We start from the raw sequence: 26,985 nt of genomic DNA, 5'->3' as shown, positions 1-26,985 counted from the left end.
ATGACGACAAGAGAGAGCGCGACATGACCAAACTCACCGAAGCCACCCGCAACAAGCTCAAATCCGTCTCCACCGCGACCGTCGCCACCGCCTTGTTCAAGCGCGGCCTGCGCATCCAGATGATCCAGGATGTCCATCCCGTCGGCCCCAATCAGCCGACCATGGTCGGCGAGGCCTTCACGCTGCGCTACATGCCGGCGCGCGAGGACCTCAACACCATCGACGTGTTCAAGGACCGCTCCCATCCGCAGCGCAAGGCGGTTGAGGATTGCCCGCCGGGTGCGGTGCTGGTGATGGACAGCCGCAAGGACGCGCGGGCGGCGTCGGCCGGTGCCATCCTGGTGACGCGATTGATGAAGCGCGGCGTTGCCGGCGTCGTCACCGACGGCGGCTTTCGCGATTCCACCGAGATCGCCAGGCTCGGCATCCCCGCCTATCACCATCGCCCGAGTGCGCCGACGAACTTGACGCTGCACCAGGCGATCGAGATCAACGTCCCCATCGGCTGCGGCGATGCGCCGGTGTTTCCCGGCGACGTCATCCTCGGCGATGCCGACGGCGTCATCGTCATCCCCGCGCATCTCGCCGACGAGATCGCGAACGAGAGCTTCGAGATGACCGCGTTCGAGGATTTCGTCACCGAGGAGGTCGGCAAGGGCCGCGGCATCTTCGGCCTCTATCCCGCCACCGATCCGCAGACGCTCACCGACTTTGCGGAGTGGCGAAAGAAGAACGGGAGGTAGTTGGAGAGTTGGCAGCGCGCCATTCTCCGCTGTCGTCCCGGCGAACGCCGGGACCCATAACCCCAGGCAGAAGTTTGACGAAGGCCCGCAGTTAAGAGGCCTTGCCGAGGTACTGCTACCGGGCCCACCGATAAATCACGCGGTATGAGTCCCGGCGTTCGCCGGGACGACGGCGTTGGGTGTGGCTACACCCCGGCCTCCGCCATTCCCGCCGCCCACAGCGCGAACGCGTAGACGATCGCGACCTCGTCGAGCCGGTCGAACCGGCCCGAGGCGCCGCCATGGCCGGCGCCCATGTTGGTGCGAAGCAGGACCGGGCCGCCGCCGGTCATGGTGGCGCGCAGGCGCGCGATCCATTTGGCGGGCTCCCAATAGGTGACACGCGGATCGGTCAGTCCGCCCATCGCCAGGATCGCCGGATAGTCCTTCGCTGCGACATTGTCGTACGGCGAATAGGACAGGATGGTGCGGAAATCCTCCTCGCTCTCGATCGGGTTGCCCCATTCCGGCCATTCCGGCGGCGTCAGCGGCAGCGTGTCGTCGAGCATGGTGTTGAGCACGTCGACGAACGGCACCTCGGCGACGATGCCGGCGAACAATTCGCCGGCGCGGTTGGCGACCGCGCCCATCAGCATGCCGCCGGCCGAGCCGCCATGGCCGATGATGCGCTTGGCGCTGGTGTATCTGGCATCGATCAGCGCACGGGCGCTGGCCGCGAAATCGTCAAAGCTGTTGGTCTTCTTCTCGCGCTTGCCGTCGAGGTACCAGCCCCAGCCCTTGTCGGCGCCGCCGCGGATATGCGCGATGGCGTAGACGAAGCCGCGGTCGACCAGCGACAGGCGGTTGGCATTGAACGAGGCCGGCATCGCCATGCCGTAGGAGCCGTAGCCGTAGAGCAAGAGCGGCGCCGTGCCGTCCAGCTTCAGCCCGCGGCGATGCAGGATCGACACCGGCACCTCGGCGCCGTCATGCGATTTCGCCGTGATGCGCGTCGTGACGTAATCGGCCACGTCGTGGCCGGACGGGATCTCCTGGCGCTTGCGCAAGACGCGCGTGCGCTTGACCATATCGTAGTCGTAGACCTCCGACGGCGTCGTCATCGACGAATAGGCAAAGCGCAGATTGGTCGTCTCGAATTCGTAGGAGCCCATCGTGTCGAGCGAATAGGCGGCCTCGTCGAAGGCGATGGCGTGCTCCTCGCTCAAAGCGAGATCGCGGATCACGATCGACGGCAGCGCATTGGCGCGCTCCAGCCGCACCAGATGGCCGGCATAAAGATCGAGGTCGATGATGTAGATGCCGGGCCGATACGGGATCAGGTCGCGCCAGTTCTTGCGCTCGGGCGCGTGAAGCGGCGCGGTGACGATCTTGAAGTCGATGGCGTCATCGGCATTGGTGAGGATGAACAGCTGGTCGCCGCGGTCGGCCAGCGAATATTGCACGCCCTCCTCGCGCGCGGCGACCAGGCGCGGCGGCGCCTCGGGATTCGCGAGATCGATCAGCCGCTGCTCGCTGGTCTCGTGGTCGCCGCCCGCGATCACGCAGAAGCGGCCGCTGGTGCTCTCGTGCAGATGGGTGAACCACCCGGCATCCTGCTCCTCATACACCAGAATGTCGTCGGCCTGCTTGGTGCCGAGCCTGTGGCGCCAGACCTGCATCGGCCGGTGATTGTCGTCGAGCCTCACGTAGAAGAAGCTTTTGCAGTCAGCGGTCCAGACCACGCCGCCGTCGGTCTCTTCAACAAGATCATCCAGATCGTTTCCGGTCGCCCAGTCGCGCACGCGGATGGAGAAATATTCCGAGCCCTTGGTGTCCGCGCTCCAGGCCTGCATCTTGTGATCGTTCGAATGGCGGCTGCCGCCGAACTTGAAATAGGCGTGATCCTTGGCGAGCGCATCGCCGTCGAGCACGATCTCGCCGTCGCCGCCCTCGCGCGGCATGCGGCCGAACAGCTCGTGTTGCCCGCCCTCGCGAAACCGGCGGAAATAGGCGAACGGACCGTCCGGCGACGGCACGCTGGAATCGTCCTCCTTGATCCGTCCGCGCATCTCGCGCACCAGCGTCTTCTGCAGCGGCGCGGTATGGCCGAGCAGGCTCTCGGTGTAGCTGTTCTCTTCAACCAGATATTTGCGGATGTCAGGATCGAGCACCGCGGGATCGCGCAGCACCTCCTGCCATTTCGCGTCCTTCAACCAGGCATAGTCGTCGGTCACGGTGATCCCGTGCCGCGTGAAGGAATGCGGCCGGCGCGGCGCGACGGGGGGCTTCGAAGCTGTTTTGGCCTGGGTCACTCGATCCTCGTTCAGATGGGGCGGGCGCTCTTCGCCTCGCCCCGCCTGCGGGGAGAGGCCGGATTGCATCGAAGATGCAATCCGGGTGAGGGGGACTCTCCGCGAGTCCAACTGTCGCTGTCCTTGCGGAGACTCCCCCTCACCCCGACCCTCTCCCCGCAAGCGGGGCGAGGGAGACGATGCACCACCTTATATCGTTCCGATTCCGCGGATTGCCAGCACGAACACTCCAGCCGCCGGGTTGTTGATCGGCCCCGTGTATGCTTTACGGACCCTATCCCCGCTGCCGGTCCAGCCTGATGCTGTTCAATTCCTACCCGTTCATCCTGCTGTTCCTGCCCCTCGTGCTGGCGGGCTATTTCTGGCTCGGGCGGCGCAGCAATCTCATGCCGGTGATCTGGCTGGCACTGGCCTCGCTCGCCTTCTACGCCATCGGCAGCTGGCAGTTCGTGGCGCTGCTGCTGCTGTCGATCGGCTTCAACTACGGCGTCGGCCATCTGCTGATCGTGTCGGAGCTCGACCCGTCGCGACGAAAGGCGGTGCTCGCGCTTGGCGTCGCCGGCGATCTCATCGTGCTCGGCATCTTCAAATATGCCGGTTTCGTCACCGAGAACGTCAACGCGCTGTTCGGCACGCATGTCGCGGTCCACATCCTGCTGCCGGTCGGCATCTCCTTCTACACGTTCACGCAGATCGCGTTCCTGGTCGATGCTTATCGCGGCCAGGTCGCGGCCTACGCCCTGCCGCATTACACGCTGTTCGTGACCTATTTCCCGCATCTGATCGCCGGGCCCATCCTCCACCACAAGGATATGATTCCGCAATTCGAACGGGAGGAGACCAAGCGCCCGGACGGGCACCTCATGTTATGCGGAATCATCATCTTCGCCATCGGCCTGTTCAAGAAGACCTGTCTTGCCGACGGCATCCAGCCGCTGGTCGCGCTCGCCTTCGAGGCGCGCTCGCCGAGCTTCGACCAGGCCTGGCTGGGTGCGCTCGCCTACACGTTCCAGCTCTATTTCGACTTCTCCGGCTATTCCGACATGGCGATCGGGATCTCGCTGATGTTCGGCATCTTCCTGCCCGTGAACTTCAACTCGCCTTACAAGGCGACCAGCATCGTCGAGTTCTGGCGCCGCTGGCACATGACGCTGTCGCAATTTTTGCGCGACTATCTCTACATCCCGCTCGGCGGCAACCGCAGGGGACGCGTGCTGCGCTACGTCAACCTGATGATCACGATGCTGCTCGGCGGGCTCTGGCACGGCGCGGCCTGGACTTTTGTCATTTGGGGCGCGCTGCATGGGGCCTATCTCTGCATCAATCACGCCTTCAATGCGTTGGTGCCGAACGTTCCGCCGCTGCTTGCACGCCCAGCTCGCATCGCAGGCGCTGCGCTGACGTTCCTCGCTGTCGTGGTCGCCTGGGTGTTCTTCCGTGCCGCGGGTGTGGAATGGGCGCTGCGCGTGCTCCAGGCCATGGCCGATCCCTCGAATATCGTCTTCGGCCGCGAGGAGATCGCGGCGCTGGTGATGGTCGTCATCTACGCCGCGCTGGTGTGGCTGGCACCGAACACGCAAACGCTGATGGGATACGATCACGCGGGCCGCAGGGTCGGCGAAGCCTTGCGGGCAGGGCGGATGCGGCCGCTGGTCCTCTACGCGGCGTCGCTGGTGCTCGCGTTTGGAATCCTGGGCATCCAGAGCCACAGCGAATTCATCTATTTCCGGTTCTGATGCGCGGGGCTTTCACACATCTGGTGCGTCTGCTGCTCGCGAGCTTCGTGTGCGTGCTGGGCGCCGCGCTGCTCACCTATGCCGTCGATCCCCTGCAGCTGTTCCGCCCTTCGCGTCTCGCCTTCTATTCCGACGACACCCGCGTGCAGAATGCCGGGCTGATCCGTAGCCAGTCGTTCGACACGGCCTTCATGGGCACCTCGCTCGCGATCCATTTCCGCCAGAGCGACATCGACCGCGCGCTCGGCGTGCATTCGCTCAAGCTGGCGATGACCGGCTCCAACTCGCGCCAGCAGGGTTTCGTGCTGGAGCAGGCGATCGGGCGCGGCGCCAGGCGCGTGATCTGGGCGATGGACGATTTCATCTTCATCGATGCCGCCGACATCGAATCCGATCCTTATCTCTCCGTCGATCTCTACCGCGGGACGGCGAAAGGGATTGCGTCCTATCTGTTCAGCGCCGCGATGGCGAAGGAATCCCTGTTCGCGCTGCTGCGCTCGGTTCCGCCATTGCGGCCGCCGCTGACCCGGGCGGCGCCGTTCCTGCCCGTCAAATTCGCGCTGCCTGACGTGGACGACATCTACGCGCTGCCGCGGGATTTCGACGTCGCGCGCGACTACAATGCGAAGAAGACACTCGCGGCCTTCACCTATATCACTAATCCCACGCGCAGCCGTTTCCTCGGCGAAGGCTACAATTACGAGGTCATGGTCCGGCATTTCGAGCAGGATGCCGTCGGCCTGATCGCGCGTCACCCTGACGTCACCTTCGACGTCTACTTCCCGCCCTATTCGATCCTGCAATTCGTCGCGATGCGCGAGGCTTCGCCCGCGACGCTGAAGACCGTCGCCGATCTCACCGCCGTCATCGCGCGGCGCCTGACGCAGCTCCCCAATGTGCGTCTGCACGATTTCCGCGCGATCAAGGAGGTGACGCATGACCTCGACCATTACGGCGACGTCATCCACCATTCGCCGGTCGTGGACGCCATGGTGCTGAGATGGCTGGCGAGCGGCGCCTATCGCGTCGATCTGAAGCAGCCGACCGCGTCACTGGAGCAGCTGAAGGCGCAGGTCGAGACGTATCGTGTGCCGACGCCCTAGCCAAACACTCCGCCGTCGTCCCGGACAAGCGCGCCTCAAGCGCGCGCAGATCCGGGACCCATAACCAAAGGGAGGAGTTTGGCGAAGATACGCAGTTAAGAGTCGTCTGTACTCTCGCCGTGACCGATCGCGAGATCACGCGGTATGGGTCCCGGATCTGCGCTCCACGCTGACAACGCTGCGCGTTGCCAGCGTTTCGCTTGTCCGGGACGACAGCGTGTTTGTGGCTGGCGTGCTGCCCTACGCCGCCACCTCGTCGCCGAGATACGACACCGCAGCCTCCATCCCGCCCTTGCCGTGCGGGATCTTCAGCGCGTTGAGGCCGACCTCGATCACGCCGAGCGTGCCGAGCAGCATCGGCGCGTTGACGTGGCCCATATGGGCGATGCGGAAGGCCTGGCCGGAGAGATCGCCGATGCCGGTGCCGAGCACCACGCCGCATTTGTCCTTGCAATAGCGTTGCAGCACCGCGGGGTCGTGGCCGTTGCTCATGGTCACCGTGGTCACGGTGTTGGAGCGCTCGCTGGCTTCGGCGACGTTGAAGCCGAGCACCTGGCCTTCCGCCCAGACGGCAACGGCGCGGCGCGCGGCTTCGCCGAGCAAGCTGTGGCGGCGGAAGGCGTTCTCGAGGCCTTCCTCGTGCAGCAGGTCGATCGCACGGCGCAAGGCGAACAACAGATGCACCGGTGCGGTGCCGGCATATTTGCGATAATTCTCGGTGCCCTCGCGCTCGCTCCAGCTCCAATAGGGCGTCGACATGTTGGCCTTCTTGTGCACCTCGAGCGCGCGCGCATTGGCGGCGACGAAGCCGAGGCCGGGCGGCGTCATCAGGCCCTTCTGCGAGCCGGACATCGCAACGTCGATGCCCCATTTGTCCATCTCGAACGGCATGCAGCCGAGCGAGGCCACGGTGTCGACCATGTACAGTGCGGGATGGCCGCTTGCCTTGATCGCCTTGCCGATCGCCTCGATGTCGTTCTGCACGCCCGATGCCGTGTCGACCTGGACCACGACGACGGCCTTGATGCTGTGCTCCTTGTCGCGGCGCAGGCGCTCCTCGACCTCGTGCGGCCGCACCGCGCGGCGCCAGTCGCCCTTGAGCACCTCGACCGCGGCGCCCATCAGCGCCGCCGCATTGCCCCAGCCGATCGCGAAACGGCCGCTCTCCAGCACCAGCACCTTGTCGCCGCGCGACAGCACGTTGCTGAGCGCCGCTTCCCAGGCGCCGTGACCGTTGGCGATGTAGATGTAGGACTTGCCCTTGGTCGCAAACAGCTTCGAGATGTCGCCGAGCAGGCTCTCGGTCAGGTCGAGCATCTCCTTGGAATAGATGTCGATCGCCGGACGGTGCATCGCCCGCAGCACCTCGTCGGGCATCGTGGTGGGCCCGGGGATGGCCAGAAACTCCCGGCCCGCGCGAACGGTCATTGCTGTCAGTCCTTGTTGCCAGAGAACAGGATGGTGGGTTGCTGAATTACGTTCTACGCGCGGCCCGGGTTCGAGAAAAGCACGTAAAACGCAGGTCTGGTTATCGCTTGGTCTCGCGGCAGCCGGCGGCTTCGGCCTCCTCGACCGAGCAGAACCAGCGGGTGCCCTTGCTGATCTTCATCTTGATCTGGGTGTACCAGCGGCTGGTCGGCTGGTGGAAGATGCACTCGCCGGCGCTGTTGACGTTGCCTTTGATGGTGCAATCCGGGGAGGGTGCGACCGGGCCGGAGGCCGAGGCGAGCAGCACCGCATGCGCCCCGTCGGGGGCCTTGGTGGCGCCCAGGATGACGGTCTTCTTGTTGCGGACGCGCCAGTCCCAGGGCGCGATGAAGGCGCCCTGCCACATCCCGGCCTTGGCCTCGCGCGCGGCCTTTTCGTCCGCTTCGTAATCATGGGACATGCGGGTGTAGGCCAGCGCCCAGCCGCTGCGCACCAGCCATTTCTGGATGTCCTCGCCGCCAACCTCGCAACGCGCCACGGTGCGGCCGCGCCGGTCGATCGACCTCGTGTGGCAGGTCCAGGTCTTGCCGTCGGCATGCTTTGCGAGCTCGTCGCGCGCCGCGATCCCGCAGGTCCAGCGCTCGGTCTTGGTGTTGAGGCAGAGCTGGTCGATCGCAGGCGCGTCGATGCCGCCGAGCCGGATCCGCGTGTTGCCGATCACCACGGCGTCGCCGGCGCGAACCTTCGCCGCGCCGGTGATGTCGGCGGCGTGCGCGAGCGAGGGGGCGAGGAAAGCAAGCGCAATCAGGATCTTTCGCAACATGCCGGTCCGCGTGTGATGAGATCTCGATAGAACGCGCAATTGTGGTCGGCTTTTGGCCTGCCGGCCAGCTTATGCCTGACGATGAGCTTTCAACTTCCCGTCATTGCGGCAGGTCTCGTGGGCGGGCAAAGCGAAGCGTGCCCACGATGTCTTACCTGGGCACGGCGCTCCGCGCCTTTGCCCACCCTACGAGACCCGTGCTCGGCGCACGAGCTCACCCCCGCGCCATCGCCCGCTTCGCCAATGCCAGCCCCATCAGCACGAAGGCCGACGTCACCTCCGGGCCGCCCACCAGGATCCGCGTCGGCGTCTTCATCTTGTTCCACTCATAGGCGCGGAACGGGCCGCGGCGGCCGCCTTCGCCGACGGCACCGACGATCACGTTCAGCGCCGGCGCGAAGTCGCGCGGGGCGGCGCCGAGATGGCCGAGCGCGATCAGCGCCAGCGCGGCGTCGAACGCGTTCATCTCCGCGGCCATCAGCTCGCTCTTGACGTAGGACAGCACGCGATGGCGGATGAAGTCGAAATCGCCGGCGGGATCGATCGCGGCCTGCGCCGCCGGCGGCAGCGCCAGGAAGGCCGCATAGCAGCGGCCGAAATAGGCGCTGTAGAGTTCCGGCAGGTAATAGATGTGGGAACGCGGATTGGCAAAGGCGCCACTCGCCGCCAGCCGCTTCTGGAAGCCGATGATGCGATGCACCGTGGCGAGCCGCGATGGCGTCTCCAGGACTTTCCAGCGCACCAGGTTGCGAAAGCTCACCTCGAGAATGTCGAGATTGAGCGTCGGATCGAGATCGTTGCCGTAGGGCCGCTCGCCCGCGAGGTTGTCGATCCAGGTCGCGACCCCGCCCTCGTAATCGATGTTGTCGTTGAGCGGCACGGTCACGCGCGCTGCGTTGATTCCGGCGCGCACCTGGTAGCCGGAATAGAAGTCGAGCAGCGGCTGGTCGATGATCGGATCAAGGCAGCCGGCCTGCGTCGCTGCCGAGATCGAGCACGCCGTGGTGTCGCAATCCGGCACGTAGACGCCGAAACCGAGATCCTGCTTGATCTGCGCGAAGTAGCGCGAGAAGCGCGGATGCGGCGCCGGCGCCAGCGCGGTGACGACGTTGAAGCGCGCGCCGTCGATGCCCTCGACCTCCTCGCGGCTGATGTTGACGCAGAAATTCACCATGTCGGCGATGGCGCGTTCCGCCGCGATCTTGTCGGCCTGCGAGGCGAGGCCGCTCTCGCCGTAGCTCAGCAGCGCCTCGATAAAGAACGCATCGTAATAGGCCGAGCGGTGCCGAATCTGCACCGGCTCCCACATTGGCTCGGCGATTCCCCGCCAGGGCGGATTGACGACGGCCGCGGCCTTCGAGCGCGCGATGAAGACGCGGGCGAGGTTGAACAGCAGCGAGGAATTCTTGTAGCCGCGGGCATTGAGACCCGTGAGCGCCATGATCAGCTCGCGGCCGCGGAAATCGGGGTCGCCGATCAGGTTGAAGGCGGCATAGGTCGGCAGGAAGCCGTTCTTGCGGTAGGAGCCGAGCAGATGCTGCGCGCAGTCGCGGATCACGGCGTCGATCTGCGCTTGCGGCGGCGCGGCGCCGGTGAGCATTGCCGGCGGCGGCTTGGGATGGTCGAGCGCGATGCTGTCGACGAGATCGGCGACCGGCTGGCCGACCGCCGCCCAGTCCGGCTCAGCCTCGTCGCGGGCGCGCGCCAGCGCCTCGCGCAGCGCCGTCAGCCTGGCTTCGTTGCGCAGCTCGGGCAGCCCGGCCCGCCGCAGCAGCACCCGCAGTGCGGGATTGCCGAGCGCGGTCTTGTAGAATTTGGCGAGATGCGGATCGCCGCCGGCCTGGCCCGAGAGGACGGGATCGCAGACGTCGTAAAGCGAGGGGCCATCCTTCGGCGCCAGCAGCGCCCGGCAGGCGGCGCCGGCAAAATAATGAAAGCTCATGAAGTACTCGGTCGCGGGGACTTTGGCGGGGTTTGGCCAGGGGTCGGCCAGCGCGCTCCCAGCCGCGCGCCACCCCCTGCAAGTCGTTGAAAAGGCTACCCGGATTCGCAGGAAAAACAAATGTGATGAGAGTCACGGAAGAAGCCGGCACGAAGGCTGCATGATCGGACTTGGAAGGGTACGGGGAGAACAGAAAATGCAGACATTGAGGCAGCGGAATTATCAAGTATCTTCAGTATCTTAGCTGAAATATTGAGCAATCTGTTGCCGGGCCCCCTATATCCGGTTAAAGGTTTGTTTGGTGCGGCGCCGCAAATTGCGCGCAATTCGGGGGCACATCCCCGGCCAATCCCTCAAACCTAAAGACGCTATCGCGCTACTCAAACAGTGTGCGCGCGCTTGGCTGGTCTTTGGCACAGGAAACGAACCGAGATGAATGTAAAGCAGCTCGACCTTTCCCGACGCACCATCGCGGTGGCCGCGGCCCTGATCGGCACGGTCTCGCTGGTGATCGGCGCCCATGCTGCTCTCAACATGCGTGCGATCGATGCCGCCAAGGCCGTCTCGACCGACCAGATCACCGGCTCGATCGGCCAGTCCTCGCGCCTCGCTCTGGTCATCGGCAATGGACATTATCCCGACGCCAGCGCGCCGCTGACGCAGTCGATCAACGACGCCCGCGCGCTGTCCTCGTCCCTGCGCAAGGACGGCTTCGACGTCGACATGGTGGAAGACGCGACCCGGGACGACATGGTCCGCGCCGTGAACCGCCTCAAGTCCCGGATCAAGCGCGACAGCGTCGTCATGCTGTTCTTCGGCGGCTACGGCGTGCAGGCCGGCCGCGAGAGCTACATGCTGCCGGTCGACGCCGCGATCTGGAAGGAAAGCGACGTCCGCCGCCAGGGCGTCTCGATCGACGGCGTGCTCGAGATGATGAAGGAGCAGGGCGCCAAGGCCAAGCTCGTCGTCGTCGACGCCTCCCGCCGTAACCCCTACGAGCGCCGCTTCCGCTCCTACAGCCACGGTCTCGCGCCGATCAGCGCGTCCGACAATGCGCTGATCCTCTCCTCGGCCTCGCCCGGCAAGGTCGTCGACGACGGCAAGGGCGAGCACAGCGTGCTGGTCAGCGAGTTCCTGAGCAACCTCAATGCCAAGGGCAGCGCCGAAAGCGTCTTCAACAAGACCCGCCTCGCCATCTCGCGCGCCAGCGAAGGCGACCAGGTCCCGACCGTCTCCTCCTCGCTGCTCGAAGACGTCCGTTTCGGCGAAGCCGGCGGCTAGTTTTTCTTACCCTCCCCTGGAGGGGGAGGGTCGATCGCGCGTAAGCGCGAGCGGGGTGGGGTGATCTCTCCCCACGAACAGTGCCCGGTGCCGAGAGATCACCCCACCCCGTCTCACATTTCGCTGCGCTCATGTGAGCCGACCCTCCCCCTCCAGGGGAGGGTGAAGCATCGCCCTACTTCGCCGCTTCGGCGGCCATCACCGGGCGGACCGGATCGCCCTCACGCAGCAGCGCGCCGGCGCGGGCGACGACGACATCGCCTTCGTTGAGGCCGTCGCGGATCTCGATATTGCCGCCCGACATCAAGCCGACCTCAACACGCTTGGTCTCGACGCGGTTGCGGCGGATCACCTGCACCACGGTGCCGGCGGAGGAATATTGCACTGATGTCAGCGGCACCGCGACGTTGCAGCTCTGCCCGGTCTTGATCAGCGCACGCCCGCTCGCCTTCAGCAGCAGCCGCTTCTGCGATGAGATGCCGATATAGACCATGCCCTGCTGGATGTTGGGCTCGATGGTCGCGCCGATGCGGCGCACCTTGCCGTCGATGTCGCCGCTGCCTGCGATCCGCACCGTCGCCGGCTGATTGACGGCGAGCTTGCGCACGTCGGAGGTCGCCACGAGGCCGACGAGATCGTATTCGCTGCGCGCCACGATCGTGAACAGCGCCTCGCCCTTGGCCGAGGCGAAATTGCCGATCTGGGCGGTCGATGTCGCGATCACGCCAGCCACGGGAGCGGTGACCTGCAGCGTGCCGCCCTCGGGCAGTGCCAGCCGCGCCAGCACCTGGCCGGCGGTGGTGGTGTCGCCGGCTTCCGCCAGCACGTCCGTGACCTTCAGGCCCGGACGCTCGGGCCGCACCGAGGTTTCCTCCCGCGCGATGATCGTGCCGGTGGCCTCGACGATGTCGGAGAAGCAGGATTTTGCGACTTTCAGCACCGTGACCGCCGGTCCCTTGGGCGCCTCGTCATCGGCGGCTTTGGCCGGACATGAACCGAGGGCAAGCACGCCGGCGACGGCTGCGGGACACAGGCTTCGAACAACGGCACGGGGCAAATGACGCATCGGAAATTCCACGGGTTCTATGGCTCCAATCGATAGCAGATGGCAGGGTCGCGGACTACGGCAGCCATGACCCCCACAAAGGCCGGTCATGCCGCCGCGGGTTGTCGCAGCAAGTCCTTGATTAGTCGCGGGATTGGAGAACAGGTTCGCCTTTTTGCCGGGCGGGCGCCGCGATCGGCCCTACCTTGAAAGTGCGACTATCACGGTCTTCTCACATGTGAGAGTCGCCTGTATGGGAGTAGGATCAGGATGACGCGGTATCGCCGCCGCACAGCTCATGGTTGAGGTGGGATGCAACGGTTCGTTTGCGAGCAGAATATCGCTCATTTCGAGCGGCTGCTCCATGAAGCGACCGATCCGACGGTCCAGAGCACCGTGCGGGGACTGCTGGCATCGGCCAAGCGCCAATTGGCGTTGCTGAGCTCGGCGGCATCAGGCGCCGATACGACGCCGCTTGAACAGCGGCGTCGGCAGCACGGTGACGCCGATACGATGCGGCGGCAATTCCAGCCCGAATTCGACGCCTCGCCGCATCCTTACATGCTGCTGGACCCGGGGCCGGGCCTGCTGATCGTCGACATCAACGATGCCTATGCCGCGGCGACCTTGACCGACCGCGTCGAGATCGCCGGCCGGTCGCTGTTCGAGATATTTCCTGACAATCCCGACGATCCGCTCGCCGATGGCGTTAGCAATCTCTACGGCAGCTTGAGGATCGTGGCCGAGACGGGGCAGGCGCACGCCATGGCGATCCAGCGCTACGACATCCGGAATCCCGGCGGCGTCTTCGTCGAGCGCCATTGGCAGCCGATCAACTCGCCAATCCACGACCCGGCGGGCTGTCTGCTCTACCTGCTGCACCACGTCGAGGACGTCACGGCGGAAGTCACGAGAGGGCGGTAACCGCCTTCAGCCGCGGCGCTCGCCCAGCGGCTTGCCGCTGGCCCGGTCGATCAAATGCAGCCGCGTGCAGGCCGGACAGGACACCGACTCATGCGTGCGGTCGGTCGGCTCGTTGCTGAGCCGATGCTGCACATTCATGCCCGTCTGCGGGCATTTGAAGACAATGTGACGGTCCATGGCCAATGATATGACGGCAAGGCGCGCTCTCCGAAATTGCGGATGTTTACGTTACGGATGTTTACGTAGGCCGTGGGGCGCCCTGCTCACGGCAGGGTCACGAACTCCACCCAGTTCGGCTTCTTGCCGGTGGAATAGGATTTCAGCTTGGCCAGCGCGCCGCTGCTCTGGTCGATCGCATAGACCGTCATGCTGTCGGAGAGCTCGCCGACCGCGGCGAGATAACGGCCGGAGGGATCGATCTGGAAGCCGCGCGGCTGCTTCTCGGTCGGCACGCTGCCGATCGTCGTCAGCGTGCCGCTGCTTGCGTCGACCTTGTAGGCGATGAGCGTGCTGGTGGTGCGCTCGGAGGCGTAGAGGAAGCGGCCGTCGGGTGTGATGTGGATGTCGGCGGCCCAGGGTCTCTTGTCAGGCTCTTTGCCGGAAAAACCCTCCGGCAGCGCGGTGGTGCGCTGGATCTCGTTCCAGGCGCCGCTCCTCGCCTCATAGGCGAACGCGGCGACGTCGCCGTTGAGCTCGTGGACGAGATAGACGAACTTGCCGTTGGGGTGAAATACGAAGTGCCGCGGCCCCGATTTGTCCGGCATCTTGTAGGCCGGCGGATTGCCCGGCGTCAGCGTGCCGGTCGCGGCATCGAACGCGAAGGCCAGCACCTGGTCGGAGCCCAGATTGGTCGCGAACGCGAAGCGGTTGTCGGGCGAGGGCAGGAAGGCGTGCGCGTTCAGCCCGGTCGCGATCACCTGTTTCGGCTCGCCGGCGACGCCGCTTGCGTGCAATGGATTCAGCGCGACCTTGTTGCCGCCATAGGAGGCGCTGAACAGGAACTTGCCGCTGCGGTCGATGGCGATATTGGCCATGCTGTCGGCGAGCGGCCCGCTGCCGACAGGGTTGAGCTGGCCCGTTTCGGGATCGATCGCGAAGCTCACGGCGACGTATGGCTGCGAGCGGACGCCGGCCAGCAGCACGCGGCGATCGGGCGTGATCGCAAGCGGCGTCGAGGAGCCGGGCTTGTCGACGCCCTGGAAGGCGGCCGTCTGCACCGCAATCATCTCGCCGCTCTCCGCCAGCTTGAACACGCTGATGTCGTTGCTGTCGGCGTTGCCGACATAAATGAAGGTTTCGGCCATGCCGGGGCGGGCTCCAGAAAACAGGGTGAGGGACGCGAACAGGGTGACGGCAATCGCGGCGCGGAACGCCGTGGCTGCGCTGCCTCGGGGCGGTCTCGACATGGGCTCCTCCTGTGGCTGCGTCGCGGCCTTGTGCTTTTGCCCATGAGGATAGCGAGCGGCGCACCGCCGCACCAAATTCGAATGGGAATTGATCGATGCCGAAATCGTATCGGTGGCCGCGTGGACGTCCCCGGCATTCCGTCGTGCACCGCAAAGTGCGGCCATCCCAAGCGATCGCGCGCAGCCAAATTGGCGGGCACCATGCGAACCAAAGCCGCGCCAGCGCATTGAACCCGCATGCCCCGTGAAAACGATCTTGAAGGTAAGCCCGACATGGGCGGCAAGCATGGAGGCCAGGCCGGCCTCCCCAAGTCGCCGCCGCGCCCGAACCTGGGCGAGCGCGATGAGGACGTCGTGGCAAAGCGCCACAGCGGCCAAACCGATCGTGCTCCGCCGCCGACCAAGTCAAAATAGTGCCCAACATAGCGCCGATAGCCGTGTTGCGACCCTGATGCCGCGGACGGCGATCGAAATGGAGGCTGGCTCGTGTTTTGGATCTATTGGAACACTGCCTGGTCGCTGATCATCAGCGGCATCTGGGTCGCCACCATCGTCAGCCATCCCGACGCCGAGTTCGTCGAAATCACCGCGGCAGAAGCTCTGAGCCCGCGAGCTATCATCAAGCAAGATCCCGCATCTCCAGCGGTTTGACCCCATTTTTCGGACGGCGGCTCCGGTCGAGCACGGCCGGCTGAAGGCAATTGAAGGGGCCGGAGAACGACTCTCTTAATCTTCGTCCGATAAAGCTGGCCCATCTGGCGGGGGCATTGTCATACCTCATCCCGCCGGTCGTTCCTGTTGCCGCCCCGGACGATCGCCGCCCATGAGCCACCCCATCGCCCCTGATCAGTCGAAGCACGCCGATCGCATCGCCTGGCTCGCGATCGGGGCTACGGCCACTGTCGTGCTGATCGCGGCGATGCTGGGGCCGTTCCGGATCGAATGGATCTCGTTCTGGAAACCTGCCCTCGTCGGCGGCCTGCTCATATCGCTGAGCTGGTTCTACGCGACGGTCCGCAAGGACGCGGCTCTCGCCAGCGCGTTGATCGCGGCAGCCCAGCTCATTGCGTTCGCAGCCGTCGCCGCGCCCCTGTCCTATGTCGCGGCGAGCGCGGCATTGCCGCTGTGGGACAGCGAGTTCGCCGCGCTGGACCGGCGCCTCGGCTTCGACTGGATGTCGTGGCTCGATGCCATGAACGCCGCGCCGCTTCTGCATCGGACGCTGGCGCTCGCCTATGCGAGCTTTGCCGTGCAAGCGACCGCGATCGTCCTCGTCCTGGCCGCCGCGGGGCATGCCCTGCGATTGCGCGTCTTCATGCTGAGCTTCGTACTGACGACCCTTCTGACCATCGGCCTGTCGACCTTGATGCCGGCGCAGGGCGTCTGGGGGTATCTGGATCTGTCGTCGGTCAACTCTCCGGCGATCGTGCCGGTGACGCGGGATCTGCCGCTTCCCGTGTTCTTTGGCTTGCGCGACGGAACCATCCGTCAGCTGGTCGCGGAGGGCGCCGACGGCATCATCAGCTTCCCGAGCCTGCATGCCGCACTCGGATTGCTGTTCCTGCTGGCGCTGTGGCCGGTGAGATATGTCGGCGGCATCGCCGCCCTGCTCAACGTTGCGATGATCGCGGCGACGCCGGTGGATGGAAGCCATTATTTCTGCGACGTCATCGCCGGCCTGGCGATCGCGCTGTTGAGCTGGCTCGCCGTGCAACGCGCGCTCGCCCGCCTGGCGGATGAACGAATGCAGCCTGCCGGACCTGTCGCAGCCGACGCCGTCTTCGCCCGCGTTCCGGAATGATCGCGTCCGCCAAAGCCTGATCCGGAAAAGTGAGTCGCTGGTGAAGCGGAAGCGCGTCGGGTGGGCAAAGGCGCGCTGTTCGCGCGCCTGGTTGCGCCGTCGGGCGAGGTGAAGGCGGGGTCGGCGTCGTCGGTGACGGTAAAGCCGGGCGATCATCCCTTCGACCGGCTTGCTGCCGCGGCCAAATCGGCGCACCTTGCCGGCCTCGGTTGATTTGCCATCCAAGGTTTTTCCGATGATGACCGCATCCAAGGCCTTCATTGCTTTCTGCCTGCTCGCACTGGTCGGCACGGTGCTGGTGATCGGCCCGACCGAGCTGCGCCGTATGCTGCCGGACGGGGCCAAGACCGCAATCGCCGCCAAGCCGGAAGTTAAGCCGGAATCCAAGCCGGAGACCAAGGTCGAACCCAAAGTCGAGGCCAAGGCCGAGCTCAAGGCCGACCTCAAGCCCGAGCCGAAACCGGAACAGCCGAAACTGGATCAGGCCAAGCCGGATCAGCCCAAGCTGGCTGCCGTCGCGCCGCCCGCACCCGAACCTGCGCCGGCGGCGGTCCCGGCGCCGGCGCCCGAGCCGAAGCCGGCCCCGCTGGCCGAAATCCAGAAGCAGGTCGCGGCGCTGCCCGATCTCGCGCCGGTCAAGCCGCCGGCGGTGGCCGCCGATACCGGGCCCCGTTTCGACGTCGCCCGCGTCGACGATCATGGCGAGGCGGCGGTGATCGCGGGCCGGGCCGCGCCCGGAGCCAAGGTCGAGCTGCTGCGCGACGGCAAGCCGCTCGATACGGTGACCGCCGACGCCTCGGGCCAGTTCGTGATGACCCCGCCGCAGCTTCCCGCCGGCTCCTATGAATTGACGCTGCGGGCCAAGGCGCCGGATGGCACGGTCACGCAATCCGGCAAGACCATGCCGGTGACCATCGCCGAGGCGGCACCGCCGCCCGCGCGCCCGGCGCAGGTCGCGCGGCAAGAGACCAGGCAAGAGACCAAGCCGGAGCCGAAGCAGGCCGAGAAGGCCGATGACAAATCGGACGTCGTGGCGGCCCTGCCGTCGGCCTCGCCGCGTCTGGCCTCAGCGCCCGACCGGCCAGCGCCCCGGCCGAAACCCCGGGCGATGGCGCGGGTGCCCGCCGCCACCACGACGGTGGCATCGGCCTCGCCGGCCGAGGTGCTTCACACGGTTCCGGCGGAGGCCGGCGGCAGCCGCGTGATCTCCCGCGGCGACAGCCTGTGGGCGCTCAGCCGGCTCGCCTACGGCGACGGCGCCCGCTACGCCGTCATCTTCAAGGCCAACCGCGACAAGATCAGCAACCCCAATTTGATCTATCCCGGCCAGACTTTTGTGGTGCCGCAAAAGCCGGAGTGAGCGGGAGCTTTCCCGCGGCCATCCTTCGAGACGCCCGCCCTTGGCGGGCCCTCAGGATGAGGACTGAGTGTGTAGCGGCAAATTCGACGGTGCTTAGCCTCATCCTGAGGAGCTTGCGTAGCAAGCGTCTCGAAGGACGAGGCGCGCGCGCAGGCCGCTGCCAAAGCGTCATTGTGCGGGCCCGGCCATAGGTCGCCCGCGACGCTTTGCCCTGTCTCGCCTCGGAACAATTGGTTCCCTGCCGCGTCATGTCCCCTGCGACGCAGTGTGCGCGTGGCAGCTGGGAGGAGGCCGAGTTGGTCAGGTCCGTGGTCATGTCGGGACGCATGGGACTGGCGCTGACCGGCGCGACCCTCCTGATTGCAGCCGTGCTGCTGCCCGAGAGAGCCGAGGCGCAATTCGGAATCCGCGGCGGTCCGCTCGGCGTGGCGCGTTTCGCCGTCGGCCACATGCTCGGCATGTCGCGCCTGCGCCATTCCCGCATGGCGGTGCGGGGCAGCCGCTACCGCTCCGCGGCCTTGCGCGCGCAAGATCCGCGCGGCGCCGAGCGCGGCCAGCCTGCGAACCCTTATATGCTCCGCGCGGCGCTTACCGCGCAGGCCGCGCTTGCGGGCTGGCAGGGCGGCCGCCGCATGCAAGGCTGGTGGCGCCATCCCGACGGCAGCTATGGCTGGACCGGCCCGGTGTTCTGGCCGTTCGCGCACGACGACCTCACCAACGCCATCATCCTCGGCGATGTCACCAGCCTCTCGCTCTACGGTTATGGCGACATCTATGCCGCGATCTTCGCGCCCTATGCGGCGACCGAGCTCGCGGCCTACACGGCCCCGCAAGGCCGGCGCGGCCGACGCGTGCCGACCGCCGAGGCCCTCTGCGACGCCAGCGATACCGGCGGCCTGCCGGTCGACCGCATCGCCGCGGCCGTGGCACCCAACGAATTGCAGCGCACCGCGCTCGACGAGCTCGCATCCGCCTGGACCAGTGCGCGCGACATGATTCGCGCGGCCTGCCCGGCGCAGGCGCCGGCCGCGGCCGCCGAACGCCTCGGCCTGATGCGCGAGCGCCTGGACGCCATGATCAAGGCCATCGACGCGGTCGCGCCGCCGCTTGCGAAGTTCACGGATCTTCTCGACGACGAACAGAAGGCCCGGCTCAATGCGCTCGGGGGCGAGCGCCGCGCCGCGCTGGCCTCGATGCAGCGCAGGGATTCGAGCAAAGAAGCGAACAAGGATCCGAGCAAGGATGCGCAGGCGGCCGCCGCCTGCGATGCCGACAGCGATCCCCGCTACGATGAAAAGCTGCAGCGTCAATACGAGCAGCTGGTGCAGCAGCAATGGCCCGCGAACGACATCGCCGCCACGCTGCGCCTCGACGAGACCGCCCGCGCCCGCTTCGAGGTGCTGCAGGACACCGCCCTGCGCACCATGCAGACGCTCAGCGCCTGTCCCGCGGAGGCGGCCGCCACGCCCCAAGCCCGCCTCACCGCCGCCAGGGCGCGGCTGCAGACGATGCTGCAAGCGGTGAACGGCGTCGCCGACGCGCTCGACGATTTCGAGGCGGACTTGAGCGACGAGCAGAAAGCGGGCTTCGAGGCGATCGGGCCGAAGCGGGGGGCGTGAAGGGGCAGGCTCGCAGAGCCCTCCTGTGCGCCCAACGGCCCCTTAAGAGGAGTTGCCACGGCCCGTCTTCTGAGGCACTTCTGAGGCCGATATCCGTCGGTCCCGGGGCTCTATGAACGCCGTTGAAATCGAAGAGGCCATCTCCGCGCTGGCCGAACAACCCTTTGACGCCGCAGAGTTCCCCTTCGCCTTCCTCCAGGCCTTCGGCAACAAGGAGACCACGCTCAGGCGCCTGCGGAAGGGCGAGACCAACAAGTCCGATCTCGGCGGCGTGCTCCAGACCGGCAACATCCATATCGCAGTCGCTCCGCCCGGCGAGGCCACGGCCACGCTCGCCGCTTTGAAAGCAAGTCCGGCGACTACCCGGGCCAAGGCCAAGTTCGTGCTCGCGACCGACGGCGTGATGTTCGAGGCCGAGGATCTCGCCAGCGGCGAAACCGTCGCCTGCCCCTATCCCGACTTCCCCAATCATTTTGGCTTCTTCCTGCCGTTGGCAGGCATCACCACCGTCAAGCAGATCCGCGAGAACGCCTTCGATATCCGCGCCACTGGCCGGCTGAACCGGCTCTACGTCGAGCTGCTGAAGACAAACCCGGACTGGGGCACCTCCGAGCGCCGCCACGACATGAACCATTTCATGGCGCGGCTGATCTTCTGCTTCTTCGCCGAGAGCACCGATATCTTCAACGGCAACGACCTGTTCACGGCGACCGTGACGCAGATGAGCGATGCCACCAACACCCACGAGGTAATCGGCGCCGTCTTCCTCGCCATGAACACCGCGATCAAGGACCGCCTCGCCGCCAACCTGCCGCGCTGGGCCGACGCCTTCCCTTACGTCAATGGCGGCCTGTTCTCCGGCAGTCTCGACGTGCCCCGCTTCAGCCGCATCGCGCGCTCCTATCTGCTGCACATCGGCAGCCTCGACTGGCGCCTGATCAACCCCGACATCTTCGGCTCGATGATCCAGGCCGTCGCAGAAGACGAGGAGCGGGGCGCGCTCGGCATGCACTACACCAGCGTGCCGAACATCCTGAAAGTGCTCAATCCGCTGTTTCTCGACGATCTGCGTGACCGTCTCGCGGAAGCCGGCGACAACACCCGCAAGCTGCTTAATCTGCGCAACCGGATGGCGCGCATTCGCGTCTTCGATCCCGCCTGCGGTTCGGGCAATTTTCTCGTCATCGCCTACAAGGAGATGCGGAAGATCGAGGCTGAGATCAATCAGCGTCGCGGCGAGCCCGAGCGGCGGACAGAGATTCCGCTGACCAACTTTCGCGGCATCGAGCTACGCGATTTTCCGGCCGAGATCGCTCGTCTCGCGCTGATCATCGCGGAGTATCAGTGTGACGTTTTGTATCGCGGACAGAAGGAGGCGTTGCAGGATTTCTTGCCGCTGGATGCGGAGAACTGGATCACTTGCGGCAATGCGCTGCGATTGGACTGGCTCAGCATTTGCCCACCACTCGGGACGAGCGTGAAACATCAGGGTGACGATTTATTTCAATCTACCTTCAGTCAGCCGCAAATCGACTTCGAGAATACCGGAGGAGAGACCTACATATGCGGAAACCCGCCTTATGCCGGTCACGCCCGCCAGAGTGAGCAACAAAAGCTCGATATACGTGACATCTTCGCCAAACACACCACTTCGTGGAAATCGCTCGACTATGTTTCGGGATGGTTCGCGAAGGCCGTGTGGTATTCCACTCAAACGAACAGTTCAACCGCGTTTGTGGCGACGAATTCAATTTGCCAAGGAGAGCTGGTTTCTATTCTTTGGCCCATTTTACACGGATCAGGTCAGTCCATTCGCTTCGCCCACACCTCGTTCAAATGGTCGAACCTCGCGAGCCACAATGCGGGCGTCATTGTTGTCGTAGTAGGGTTGGGGCGTCCGTCTAGCGAGGCTCGCTTGTACGAACCAGACGAGTCCGGAAAAATCCAAATTCGCCGCGGACCCAACATAAATCCATATTTGGTAATGGGGCCCGATATCATTGTAAGGCCGGTGTTTGCTTCGCCCGATGATCGCGGGACAATGATCCGGGGAAACATGCCAACTGACGGTGGAAATCTCATTCTCGATGCAGAGGAGATGAGGCGCGTCTCGCACGACATCCCGGATGTTCTTCCATTTATACGTCGCTACGTCGGATCCGAAGAAATGATAAGCGGTAAGATCCGAGGTTGTCTGTGGATCGAGGACAGCAAGGCAGGAGAGGCCTGCCAAATCCCGTTCATTTCTCGTCGGTTAGAAAAAGTCCGAGATGTCCGGCTTAAGAGCCCCGCGAAATCAACTCGAGAATTCGCGGGCGGATCGCATCGATTCTTGCAGATACAAGGAAGTGGCAAGAAATGGACAATTGGCGTGGCGCGCGTGTCTTCAGAGCGTCGGAGCTTTCTGCCTGCCGATCTCTTGGATAGCAATGCCATTATAAGCGACCTTCTATTTGGCATCTATGATGCCCCTCTCTGGAATTTATCGTTGATCACATCAAGGTTGCATCTTGCCTGGATCGCGACGGTCTGCGGCAAACTCAAGACCGACTTTCGATATTCAAATGCCCTCGGCTGGAACACCTTCCCCGTCCCCACGCTCACCGACAAGAACAAGGCCGACCTGACGCGTTGTGCCGAGGACATCCTGCTCGCGCGCGAGGCGCAATTCCCCGCGACCATCGCCGAGCTCTACGATCCCGACAAGATGCCGACCGATCTCCGCGAGGCCCACGAGCGCAACGACGAAACGCTGGAGCGCATCTATATCGGACGGCGCTTCCGGAACGACACCGAGCGGCTGGAGAAGCTGTTCGAGCTGTACACCAAGGCTGTCGCCAAGAAGACGAAGGATGTCGCCTGAGCGCACCTGCAATCAGCGCGAGAAAGAAGGCTGGACGCACGCCTTTCTGGAACATATGATGAACGTTGCAAACGGGGGCGTCCATGGGAGGGTTCGAATGGGACCCCGAGAAGAACATTGCGAACCAGCGCAAGCATGGGCTGTCCTTCGAGGAAGCCGCCCTGATCTTCGACGGGCCGGTGCTGACGGGGCCGGACCACAGCACAAGCGAGGCTCGCGACAAGAGCTTTGGTCTGCTCGGCAGTATGATCGTGGTCTGCGTGATCCACACCGAGCGCAACGGCAGGATACGCATCATCAGCGCCCGCAAGGCGACGGCGAGTGAAAGAAAGCATTTCGATGTCTATCTCAAAAAAGCGCTTGGCTGAGCTGGCCGCCCTCCCGGAGGAGGCGATCGACACCTCCGATATCCCAGAGGCGGACGAGGCGTTCTTTCGTTCTGCGAAGCTGCGGCCAGCAAAGCCGAGGGTGCCGGCCGGCGTCCCGAGCGTTGCGGTCACCTATGCCCGAACCGGGCAATCGACCCGCGCCAATGCGCTCGGCATGCGGCTGATGCAGGAGCGCGCCTATGAGCGTCGCGGCGAGCAGTACCTGCTGATCAAGTCGCCACCGGCCTCGGGCAAGAGCCGCGCGTTGATGTTCATCGCGCTCGACAAGCTGCACAACCAGGGCATCCGGCAGGCGATCATCGTCGTGCCGGAGAAATCCATCGGCGCGAGCTTCCATGACGAGCCGCTGACGAAATACGGCTTCTGGGCCGACTGGACCGTCGTGCCCAAATGGAATCTTTGCGATGCCCCCGGCGCCGACAATGGCGGCAAAGTCAATTCCGTCGGCGCCTTCCTTGAAAGCGGCGACAAGGTGCTGGTCTGCACCCACGCCACCTTCCGCTTCGCCGTGGACAAGTTCGGCGTCGAGGCCTTCGACGGCCGGCTGATCGCGGTGGACGAATTCCACCACGTCTCCGCCAATCCCGACAACAAGCTCGGCCAGCATCTCGGCGAGTTCATCGCCCGCGACAAGGTCCATATCGTCGCGATGACGGGCTCCTATTTCCGCGGCGACGCCGAGGCAGTGCTGTCGCCGACCGATGAGGCGAAGTTCGATACCGTGACCTACACCTATTACGAACAGCTCAACGGTTACGAGCATCTCAAGGAACTCGATATCGGCTATTACTTCTATTCCGGCTCCTATGCCGACGACATCATCAAGGTGCTCGACCCGGACGAGAAGACGATTGTCCACATTCCCAATGTCAACTCGAAAGAGAGCACCAAGGACAAGATCAAGGAAGTCGAGCACATCATCGAATCGCTTGGTGAATGGCAAGGCACCGATCCCGCAACCGGCTTCCAGCTCGTGAAGGCTCCGGGAGGCCGCGTGCTCAGGATCGCCGATCTCGTCGATGACGATTCCACTAAGCGCGACCGGGTTTCCGCCGCACTGAAAGACCCCAAGCAAAAGGGCAACCGCGACCATGTCGACCTCATCATCGCGCTCGGCATGGCCAAGGAAGGCTTCGACTGGGTCTGGTGCGAGCACGCGCTGACCGTCGGCTATCGGTCGAGCCTGACCGAGATCGTGCAGATCATCGGCCGCGCCACCCGCGACGCACCGGGTAAGGCCCGCGCTCGCTTCACCAACCTGATCGCCGAGCCCGACGCCTCGCCCGAGAACGTCAACGAGGCCGTGAACGACACGCTGAAGGCCATCGCAGCTAGCCTGCTCATGGAGCAGGTGCTGGCCCCGCGCTTCGAGTTCAAGCCAAAGAACCCGGCTGTTGGTGCGGCGGAGGGATACGATTACGGCGAAGGCGGCTACGATCCCACCAAGTGCAATGTTGGCTTCAATGAAAGCACCGGCCAGTTCCAGATCGAGATCAAGGGCCTGGTCACGCCGAAGAGCGAGGAAGCGCAGCGCATTTGCCAGCAGGATTTGAATGAGGTCATCGCCGCCTTCGTCCAGGACAAGACCTCGATCGAGCGCGGCCTGTTCGACCCGGAAGTGGTGCCAGCTGAATTAACCGAGCTTCGGCTCGGCAAGATTATCAAGGACAAATACCCGGAGCTGGATGATGGCGATCAGGAGGCCGTGCGCCAGCACGCCATTGCCGCGCTCAATCTCACCCAAATGGCAAAAAAGGCCGCTCTCGGCGGGACCGATGGTCCGGGCGAAACCAGCCCGAACACGGCCTTTGTCGATGGCGTCCGCAAGTATGCGATGGACGTGCGCGAGCTGGACATCGATTTGATCGACAGCATCAATCCATTCGGGGAAGCCTACGCCATTCTCGCCAAGACGATGAGCGAAGAGAGTCTGAAGCAGGTTCAGGCCGCAATCTCAGCCAAGCGCGTCAGCATGACCGTGGAGGATGCGCGCGAACTCGCCAAGCGTGCCCTCAAATTCAAGCAGGAGCGCGGTCGGCTGCCTTCGATCACGGCGGCCGACGCTTGGGAAAAGCGCATGGCCGAAGGCGTCGCCTTCCTCGCCCGCATGAAGGCGGAGGCCGCGCGTGGCTGACTTCACCGACGAGGACGACGCGCTGCTCGAAGAGCTGGGCGTCGAGGTCGAGACCAGGAAGCAGGGAGGCCGGACGCCGCGCGAAGAGCGCATCATCGCGGGTTTCGAGGACATCCAGCGTTTCGTTGATCAACACGGACACCCGCCACAGCATGGCGAGGATCGCGACATCTTCGAGCGGCTCTACGCTGTCCGCCTCGACAGGCTGCGCGATCTGGACGAATGTCGCGCCTTGCTAGAGCCGCTCGACCGCCAGGGGCTGCTGGAGCGTGCCAGCATGACGCCGCCGGGCTTCGCCGACGACCTCGACGACGATCAGCTCCTGTCCCAACTCGGTGTCGACGCTGAAGCGCCGACGGACATCACCGAGCTTCGTCACGTCCGCTCCACCGCGGAAAAGCGCGCCGCCGAAGAGATCGCCAACCGCACCAAATGCGAGGATTTCGAACGCTTCAAGCCGCTGTTCGTTCAGGTGAAGCGCGAACTGGACGCGGGCATCCGGCAGACACGCCCGTTCCAGACCATGGCCGAAATCAAGCAGGGCGAATTCTTCATCGTCGGGGGACAGATCGCCTATGTCGCGGAGGTCGGCGAGGAATTCATCTCGCAATATGACCGCCGCGACAGCCGGCTGCGTGTAATCTATGACAACGGAACGGAGAGCGACGTGCTACTCCGTTCACTCCAGCGCGCACTCCACCGCGACGAGGCCGGCCGCCGTATCACCGATCCCTCTGCCGGGCCGCTGTTCGCCGACGCCAGTGAGGATGGCGATCTCGCCAGCGGGACGATCTACGTCTTGCGCAGCAAGTCCGATCATCCCGTCGTTGCAGCCAATCGTGACGTGCTGCACAAGATCGGCGTGACGGGTGGCGACGTCGACAAGCGCATCGCGAACGCCAAGTTGGACGCCACTTACCTGATGGCTGACGTCGATATCGTTGCGACGTACAATCTCTACAACGTCAACCGTACCAGGCTGGAAAACCTCATCCATCGCGTCTTCGGCCGTGCGCAACTCGATCTCGAAATCAAGGATCGCTTCGGGCATCCCGTCGTTCCCCGGGAATGGTTCCTCGTGCCCTTGTTCGTGATTGACGAGGCGGTCGATCGCATCAAGGACGGCACGATCACCGATTATACCTACGATCCGCAAAAGGCCGCCTTGGTGCGGGTGAAGGAATGCTGATTGCTTGGGAGCACTTCAAGTGGAAGTTGTGTTGAAAGTCTTCAAATGGGGCGACGATCTGGCCGTGGAGCTGCCCGAGGAGCTGGTCAGCCAGCTCGGGCTCAAAGAGGGCGACGAGCTGAACATTGTCGCGCCAGGAGAGGCTCAACCCGCTGTGCGGGAGCACGGTCGGCCTCCAGCGCCATAGCCGACGGATCAATGCATTCGGTCGCTTAGGCCTCGGGCCACCGAGACTTCCTGCACTCTAACGCCTTGATCCGCCTGGCCTCGTCTACTGTGCATGGGGTTGTTTTCGATGTTTTTGAGATACGTCGACCTCCTCATCTTCGAATAATCAAAAATTCGCTTTACAAGAAAAACGACACACCCTATGATCCGCTCCAACTCATCCCATGGTAAGGGACGGATCGCGATCGTCAGGGTTCGTGGGGTGAGGGGCGGTGGACGCGGGCGGCGTCGGCGCCAGAAGCGGTCGCAGGGCGGGGTAGTCCCCCGTGAGCGATCAGCGGGCGCGTGTACGACGACGTCGAACGCGTACGGCAAAATCGTGTGGTCGTGACGCCCGACATTCCGGCGTCAAGTCTTGCGGCGGTGCGATCGTCCGACCGGACGGCGCATCCGATGACAGTTGCAAGGCGACGGTGGCAACGGGAAATCGTCTCACCGGCGAGAGCGCGACATAAGCCGTTTCAACCATCGCGCAGGGAAGGCCGGGCATTCGGTCGCACCTGTTTCTCCCCTGTGAGCGACTATCACGCACTCACGCACAGGGGTCTTGCGGGTGCCAGCCGGTGCCCGGTCTTCCCTGCGCCCTTCCATGTCGAAGGGCTCGACGAAGCAAAACCCGGGCGCCATGTGCCGCGGGATCGCGAAACGCTGTCGGTGAGCGATCGCAGGCCACGCTGGAT

At 64.6% G+C, this 26,985-nt stretch carries 22 protein-coding genes; 15 read left to right on the top strand and 7 right to left on the bottom strand.

Annotated elements, in window-relative coordinates:
• Positions 1–23 precede the first annotated feature (23 nt).
• A complete protein-coding gene (locus tag WI560_RS31065; protein WP_375306215.1) occupies positions 24–743 on the top strand; it encodes a ribonuclease activity regulator RraA in 720 nt (239 codons plus the stop codon).
• A 185-nt stretch (positions 744–928) separates the two neighbouring features.
• On the opposite strand, the gene WI560_RS31060 is transcribed toward WI560_RS31065, so the two are convergent.
• The gene (locus WI560_RS31060; RefSeq protein ID WP_375306214.1) at positions 929–3,034 is read right to left on the bottom strand and encodes a S9 family peptidase; all 2,106 of its coding nucleotides are present in this window, start codon (positions 3,032–3,034) and stop codon (positions 929–931) included.
• A 299-nt stretch (positions 3,035–3,333) separates the two neighbouring features.
• Between WI560_RS31060 and WI560_RS31055 the strand changes: the two genes are divergently transcribed.
• Positions 3,334–4,770, top strand: a complete 1,437-nt coding sequence (locus WI560_RS31055; RefSeq protein WP_375306213.1) for an MBOAT family O-acyltransferase — start codon at positions 3,334–3,336, stop codon at positions 4,768–4,770.
• The gene (locus WI560_RS31050; protein WP_375306212.1) at positions 4,770–5,873 is read left to right on the top strand and encodes a hypothetical protein; all 1,104 of its coding nucleotides are present in this window, start codon (positions 4,770–4,772) and stop codon (positions 5,871–5,873) included. Before WI560_RS31055 ends, WI560_RS31050 begins: the two co-directional genes overlap by 1 nt.
• Positions 5,874–6,113: 240 nt before the next feature.
• Here the strand turns inward: WI560_RS31050 and WI560_RS31045 are convergent, their stop codons facing one another.
• The 3 genes from WI560_RS31045 to WI560_RS31035 all read right to left on the bottom strand — a co-directional run bounded on the left by WI560_RS31045 (position 6,114) and on the right by WI560_RS31035 (position 10,066).
• A complete protein-coding gene (locus WI560_RS31045; protein WP_375306211.1) occupies positions 6,114–7,301 on the bottom strand; it encodes a pyridoxal-phosphate-dependent aminotransferase family protein in 1,188 nt (395 codons plus the stop codon).
• Positions 7,302–7,401: 100 nt separating this feature from the next.
• Positions 7,402–8,124: a thermonuclease family protein gene (locus WI560_RS31040; RefSeq protein WP_375306210.1), complete on the bottom strand. Its 723-nt coding sequence runs from the start codon at positions 8,122–8,124 to the stop codon at positions 7,402–7,404.
• A gap of 214 nt (positions 8,125–8,338) precedes the next feature.
• Positions 8,339–10,066 (bottom strand): hypothetical protein, encoded by a 1,728-nt coding sequence (locus WI560_RS31035; RefSeq protein WP_375306209.1) that lies wholly within the window; start codon positions 10,064–10,066, stop codon positions 8,339–8,341.
• Positions 10,067–10,498: 432 nt separating this feature from the next.
• On the opposite strand from WI560_RS31035, the gene WI560_RS31030 reads away from it, so the two are divergent.
• Positions 10,499–11,347 (top strand): caspase family protein, encoded by an 849-nt coding sequence (locus WI560_RS31030; protein WP_257178814.1) that lies wholly within the window; start codon positions 10,499–10,501, stop codon positions 11,345–11,347.
• Positions 11,348–11,522: 175 nt separating this feature from the next.
• Here the strand turns inward: WI560_RS31030 and WI560_RS31025 are convergent, their stop codons facing one another.
• A complete protein-coding gene (locus tag WI560_RS31025; RefSeq protein ID WP_375306208.1) occupies positions 11,523–12,413 on the bottom strand; it encodes an efflux RND transporter periplasmic adaptor subunit in 891 nt (296 codons plus the stop codon).
• Positions 12,414–12,704: 291 nt separating this feature from the next.
• Between WI560_RS31025 and WI560_RS31020 the strand changes: the two genes are divergently transcribed.
• Entirely contained in the window at positions 12,705–13,316 is a 612-nt protein-coding gene (locus WI560_RS31020; protein ID WP_375306207.1) for a PAS domain-containing protein, read from the top strand.
• A 6-nt stretch (positions 13,317–13,322) separates the two neighbouring features.
• On the opposite strand, the gene WI560_RS31015 is transcribed toward WI560_RS31020, so the two are convergent.
• Together WI560_RS31015 and WI560_RS31010 are read right to left on the bottom strand one after the other, a co-directional pair.
• Positions 13,323–13,454 carry a hypothetical protein gene (locus WI560_RS31015; RefSeq protein WP_257180939.1) on the bottom strand — a complete coding sequence of 44 codons (132 nt, stop codon included), beginning with the start codon at positions 13,452–13,454 and terminating at the stop codon, positions 13,323–13,325.
• A gap of 125 nt (positions 13,455–13,579) precedes the next feature.
• Positions 13,580–14,722, bottom strand: a complete 1,143-nt coding sequence (locus WI560_RS31010; protein ID WP_375306206.1) for a lactonase family protein — start codon at positions 14,720–14,722, stop codon at positions 13,580–13,582.
• 486 nt (positions 14,723–15,208) lie between these two features.
• On the opposite strand from WI560_RS31010, the gene WI560_RS31005 reads away from it, so the two are divergent.
• The 10 genes from WI560_RS31005 to WI560_RS30960 all read left to right on the top strand — a co-directional run bounded on the left by WI560_RS31005 (position 15,209) and on the right by WI560_RS30960 (position 26,264).
• Positions 15,209–15,373, top strand: coding sequence for a hypothetical protein (locus WI560_RS31005; protein WP_375308976.1), 165 nt, complete (start codon positions 15,209–15,211; stop codon positions 15,371–15,373).
• Positions 15,374–15,545: 172 nt separating this feature from the next.
• Positions 15,546–16,523 carry a phosphatase PAP2 family protein gene (locus tag WI560_RS31000; protein ID WP_375306205.1) on the top strand — a complete coding sequence of 326 codons (978 nt, stop codon included), beginning with the start codon at positions 15,546–15,548 and terminating at the stop codon, positions 16,521–16,523.
• 60 nt (positions 16,524–16,583) lie between these two features.
• Positions 16,584–16,736, top strand: a complete 153-nt coding sequence (locus WI560_RS30995) for a hypothetical protein (protein WP_375306204.1) — start codon at positions 16,584–16,586, stop codon at positions 16,734–16,736.
• A gap of 22 nt (positions 16,737–16,758) precedes the next feature.
• Positions 16,759–17,883 (top strand): LysM peptidoglycan-binding domain-containing protein, encoded by a 1,125-nt coding sequence (locus WI560_RS30990; protein ID WP_375306203.1) that lies wholly within the window; start codon positions 16,759–16,761, stop codon positions 17,881–17,883.
• Between the two features lie 314 nt (positions 17,884–18,197).
• A complete protein-coding gene (locus tag WI560_RS30985; RefSeq protein WP_375308955.1) occupies positions 18,198–19,502 on the top strand; it encodes a Spy/CpxP family protein refolding chaperone in 1,305 nt (434 codons plus the stop codon).
• Positions 19,503–19,614: 112 nt separating this feature from the next.
• Complete coding sequence (locus tag WI560_RS30980; RefSeq protein WP_375306202.1) at positions 19,615–22,365, top strand: class I SAM-dependent DNA methyltransferase; 2,751 nt, start codon at positions 19,615–19,617, stop codon at positions 22,363–22,365.
• Positions 22,366–22,448: 83 nt separating this feature from the next.
• Positions 22,449–22,733: a BrnT family toxin gene (locus tag WI560_RS30975; RefSeq protein ID WP_375306201.1), complete on the top strand. Its 285-nt coding sequence runs from the start codon at positions 22,449–22,451 to the stop codon at positions 22,731–22,733.
• Positions 22,705–24,888 (top strand): DEAD/DEAH box helicase, encoded by a 2,184-nt coding sequence (locus WI560_RS30970; RefSeq protein WP_375306200.1) that lies wholly within the window; start codon positions 22,705–22,707, stop codon positions 24,886–24,888. Before WI560_RS30975 ends, WI560_RS30970 begins: the two co-directional genes overlap by 29 nt.
• Positions 24,881–26,077: a GIY-YIG nuclease family protein gene (locus tag WI560_RS30965; RefSeq protein ID WP_375306199.1), complete on the top strand. Its 1,197-nt coding sequence runs from the start codon at positions 24,881–24,883 to the stop codon at positions 26,075–26,077. Before WI560_RS30970 ends, WI560_RS30965 begins: the two co-directional genes overlap by 8 nt.
• Positions 26,078–26,096: 19 nt before the next feature.
• Positions 26,097–26,264 carry an AbrB/MazE/SpoVT family DNA-binding domain-containing protein gene (locus WI560_RS30960; RefSeq protein ID WP_375306198.1) on the top strand — a complete coding sequence of 56 codons (168 nt, stop codon included), beginning with the start codon at positions 26,097–26,099 and terminating at the stop codon, positions 26,262–26,264.
• The last annotated feature ends 721 nt before the right edge of the window (positions 26,265–26,985 follow it).

Origin of the sequence: Bradyrhizobium sp. A11 (genome assembly GCF_042077125.1) — a bacterium.
In the GTDB taxonomy this organism is placed as follows: domain Bacteria; phylum Pseudomonadota; class Alphaproteobacteria; order Rhizobiales; family Xanthobacteraceae; genus Bradyrhizobium; species Bradyrhizobium japonicum_B.
This window is presented reverse-complemented; position numbering and strand designations above follow the sequence as displayed.

Excerpts from the sequence above, each read along its gene's own strand:
- WI560_RS31065 (WP_375306215.1), top strand. The coding sequence starts at position 24 with ATGACCAAACTCACCGAAGCCACCCGCAACAAGCTCAAATCCGTCTCC.
- WI560_RS31055 (WP_375306213.1), top strand. The coding sequence starts at position 3,334 with ATGCTGTTCAATTCCTACCCGTTCATCCTGCTGTTCCTGCCCCTCGTG.
- WI560_RS31050 (WP_375306212.1), top strand. The coding sequence starts at position 4,770 with ATGCGCGGGGCTTTCACACATCTGGTGCGTCTGCTGCTCGCGAGCTTC.
- WI560_RS31045 (WP_375306211.1), bottom strand. The coding sequence starts at position 7,301 with ATGACCGTTCGCGCGGGCCGGGAGTTTCTGGCCATCCCCGGGCCCACC.
- WI560_RS31040 (WP_375306210.1), bottom strand. The coding sequence starts at position 8,124 with ATGTTGCGAAAGATCCTGATTGCGCTTGCTTTCCTCGCCCCCTCGCTC.
- WI560_RS31035 (WP_375306209.1), bottom strand. The coding sequence starts at position 10,066 with ATGAGCTTTCATTATTTTGCCGGCGCCGCCTGCCGGGCGCTGCTGGCG.
- WI560_RS31030 (WP_257178814.1), top strand. The coding sequence starts at position 10,499 with ATGAATGTAAAGCAGCTCGACCTTTCCCGACGCACCATCGCGGTGGCC.
- WI560_RS31025 (WP_375306208.1), bottom strand. The coding sequence starts at position 12,413 with ATGCGTCATTTGCCCCGTGCCGTTGTTCGAAGCCTGTGTCCCGCAGCC.
- WI560_RS31020 (WP_375306207.1), top strand. The coding sequence starts at position 12,705 with ATGCAACGGTTCGTTTGCGAGCAGAATATCGCTCATTTCGAGCGGCTG.
- WI560_RS31015 (WP_257180939.1), bottom strand. The coding sequence starts at position 13,454 with ATGAATGTGCAGCATCGGCTCAGCAACGAGCCGACCGACCGCACGCAT.
- WI560_RS31010 (WP_375306206.1), bottom strand. The coding sequence starts at position 14,722 with ATGTCGAGACCGCCCCGAGGCAGCGCAGCCACGGCGTTCCGCGCCGCG.
- WI560_RS31000 (WP_375306205.1), top strand. The coding sequence starts at position 15,546 with ATGAGCCACCCCATCGCCCCTGATCAGTCGAAGCACGCCGATCGCATC.
- WI560_RS30990 (WP_375306203.1), top strand. The coding sequence starts at position 16,759 with ATGATGACCGCATCCAAGGCCTTCATTGCTTTCTGCCTGCTCGCACTG.
- WI560_RS30985 (WP_375308955.1), top strand. The coding sequence starts at position 18,198 with ATGTCGGGACGCATGGGACTGGCGCTGACCGGCGCGACCCTCCTGATT.
- WI560_RS30980 (WP_375306202.1), top strand. The coding sequence starts at position 19,615 with ATGAACGCCGTTGAAATCGAAGAGGCCATCTCCGCGCTGGCCGAACAA.
- WI560_RS30975 (WP_375306201.1), top strand. The coding sequence starts at position 22,449 with ATGGGAGGGTTCGAATGGGACCCCGAGAAGAACATTGCGAACCAGCGC.
- WI560_RS30970 (WP_375306200.1), top strand. The coding sequence starts at position 22,705 with ATGTCTATCTCAAAAAAGCGCTTGGCTGAGCTGGCCGCCCTCCCGGAG.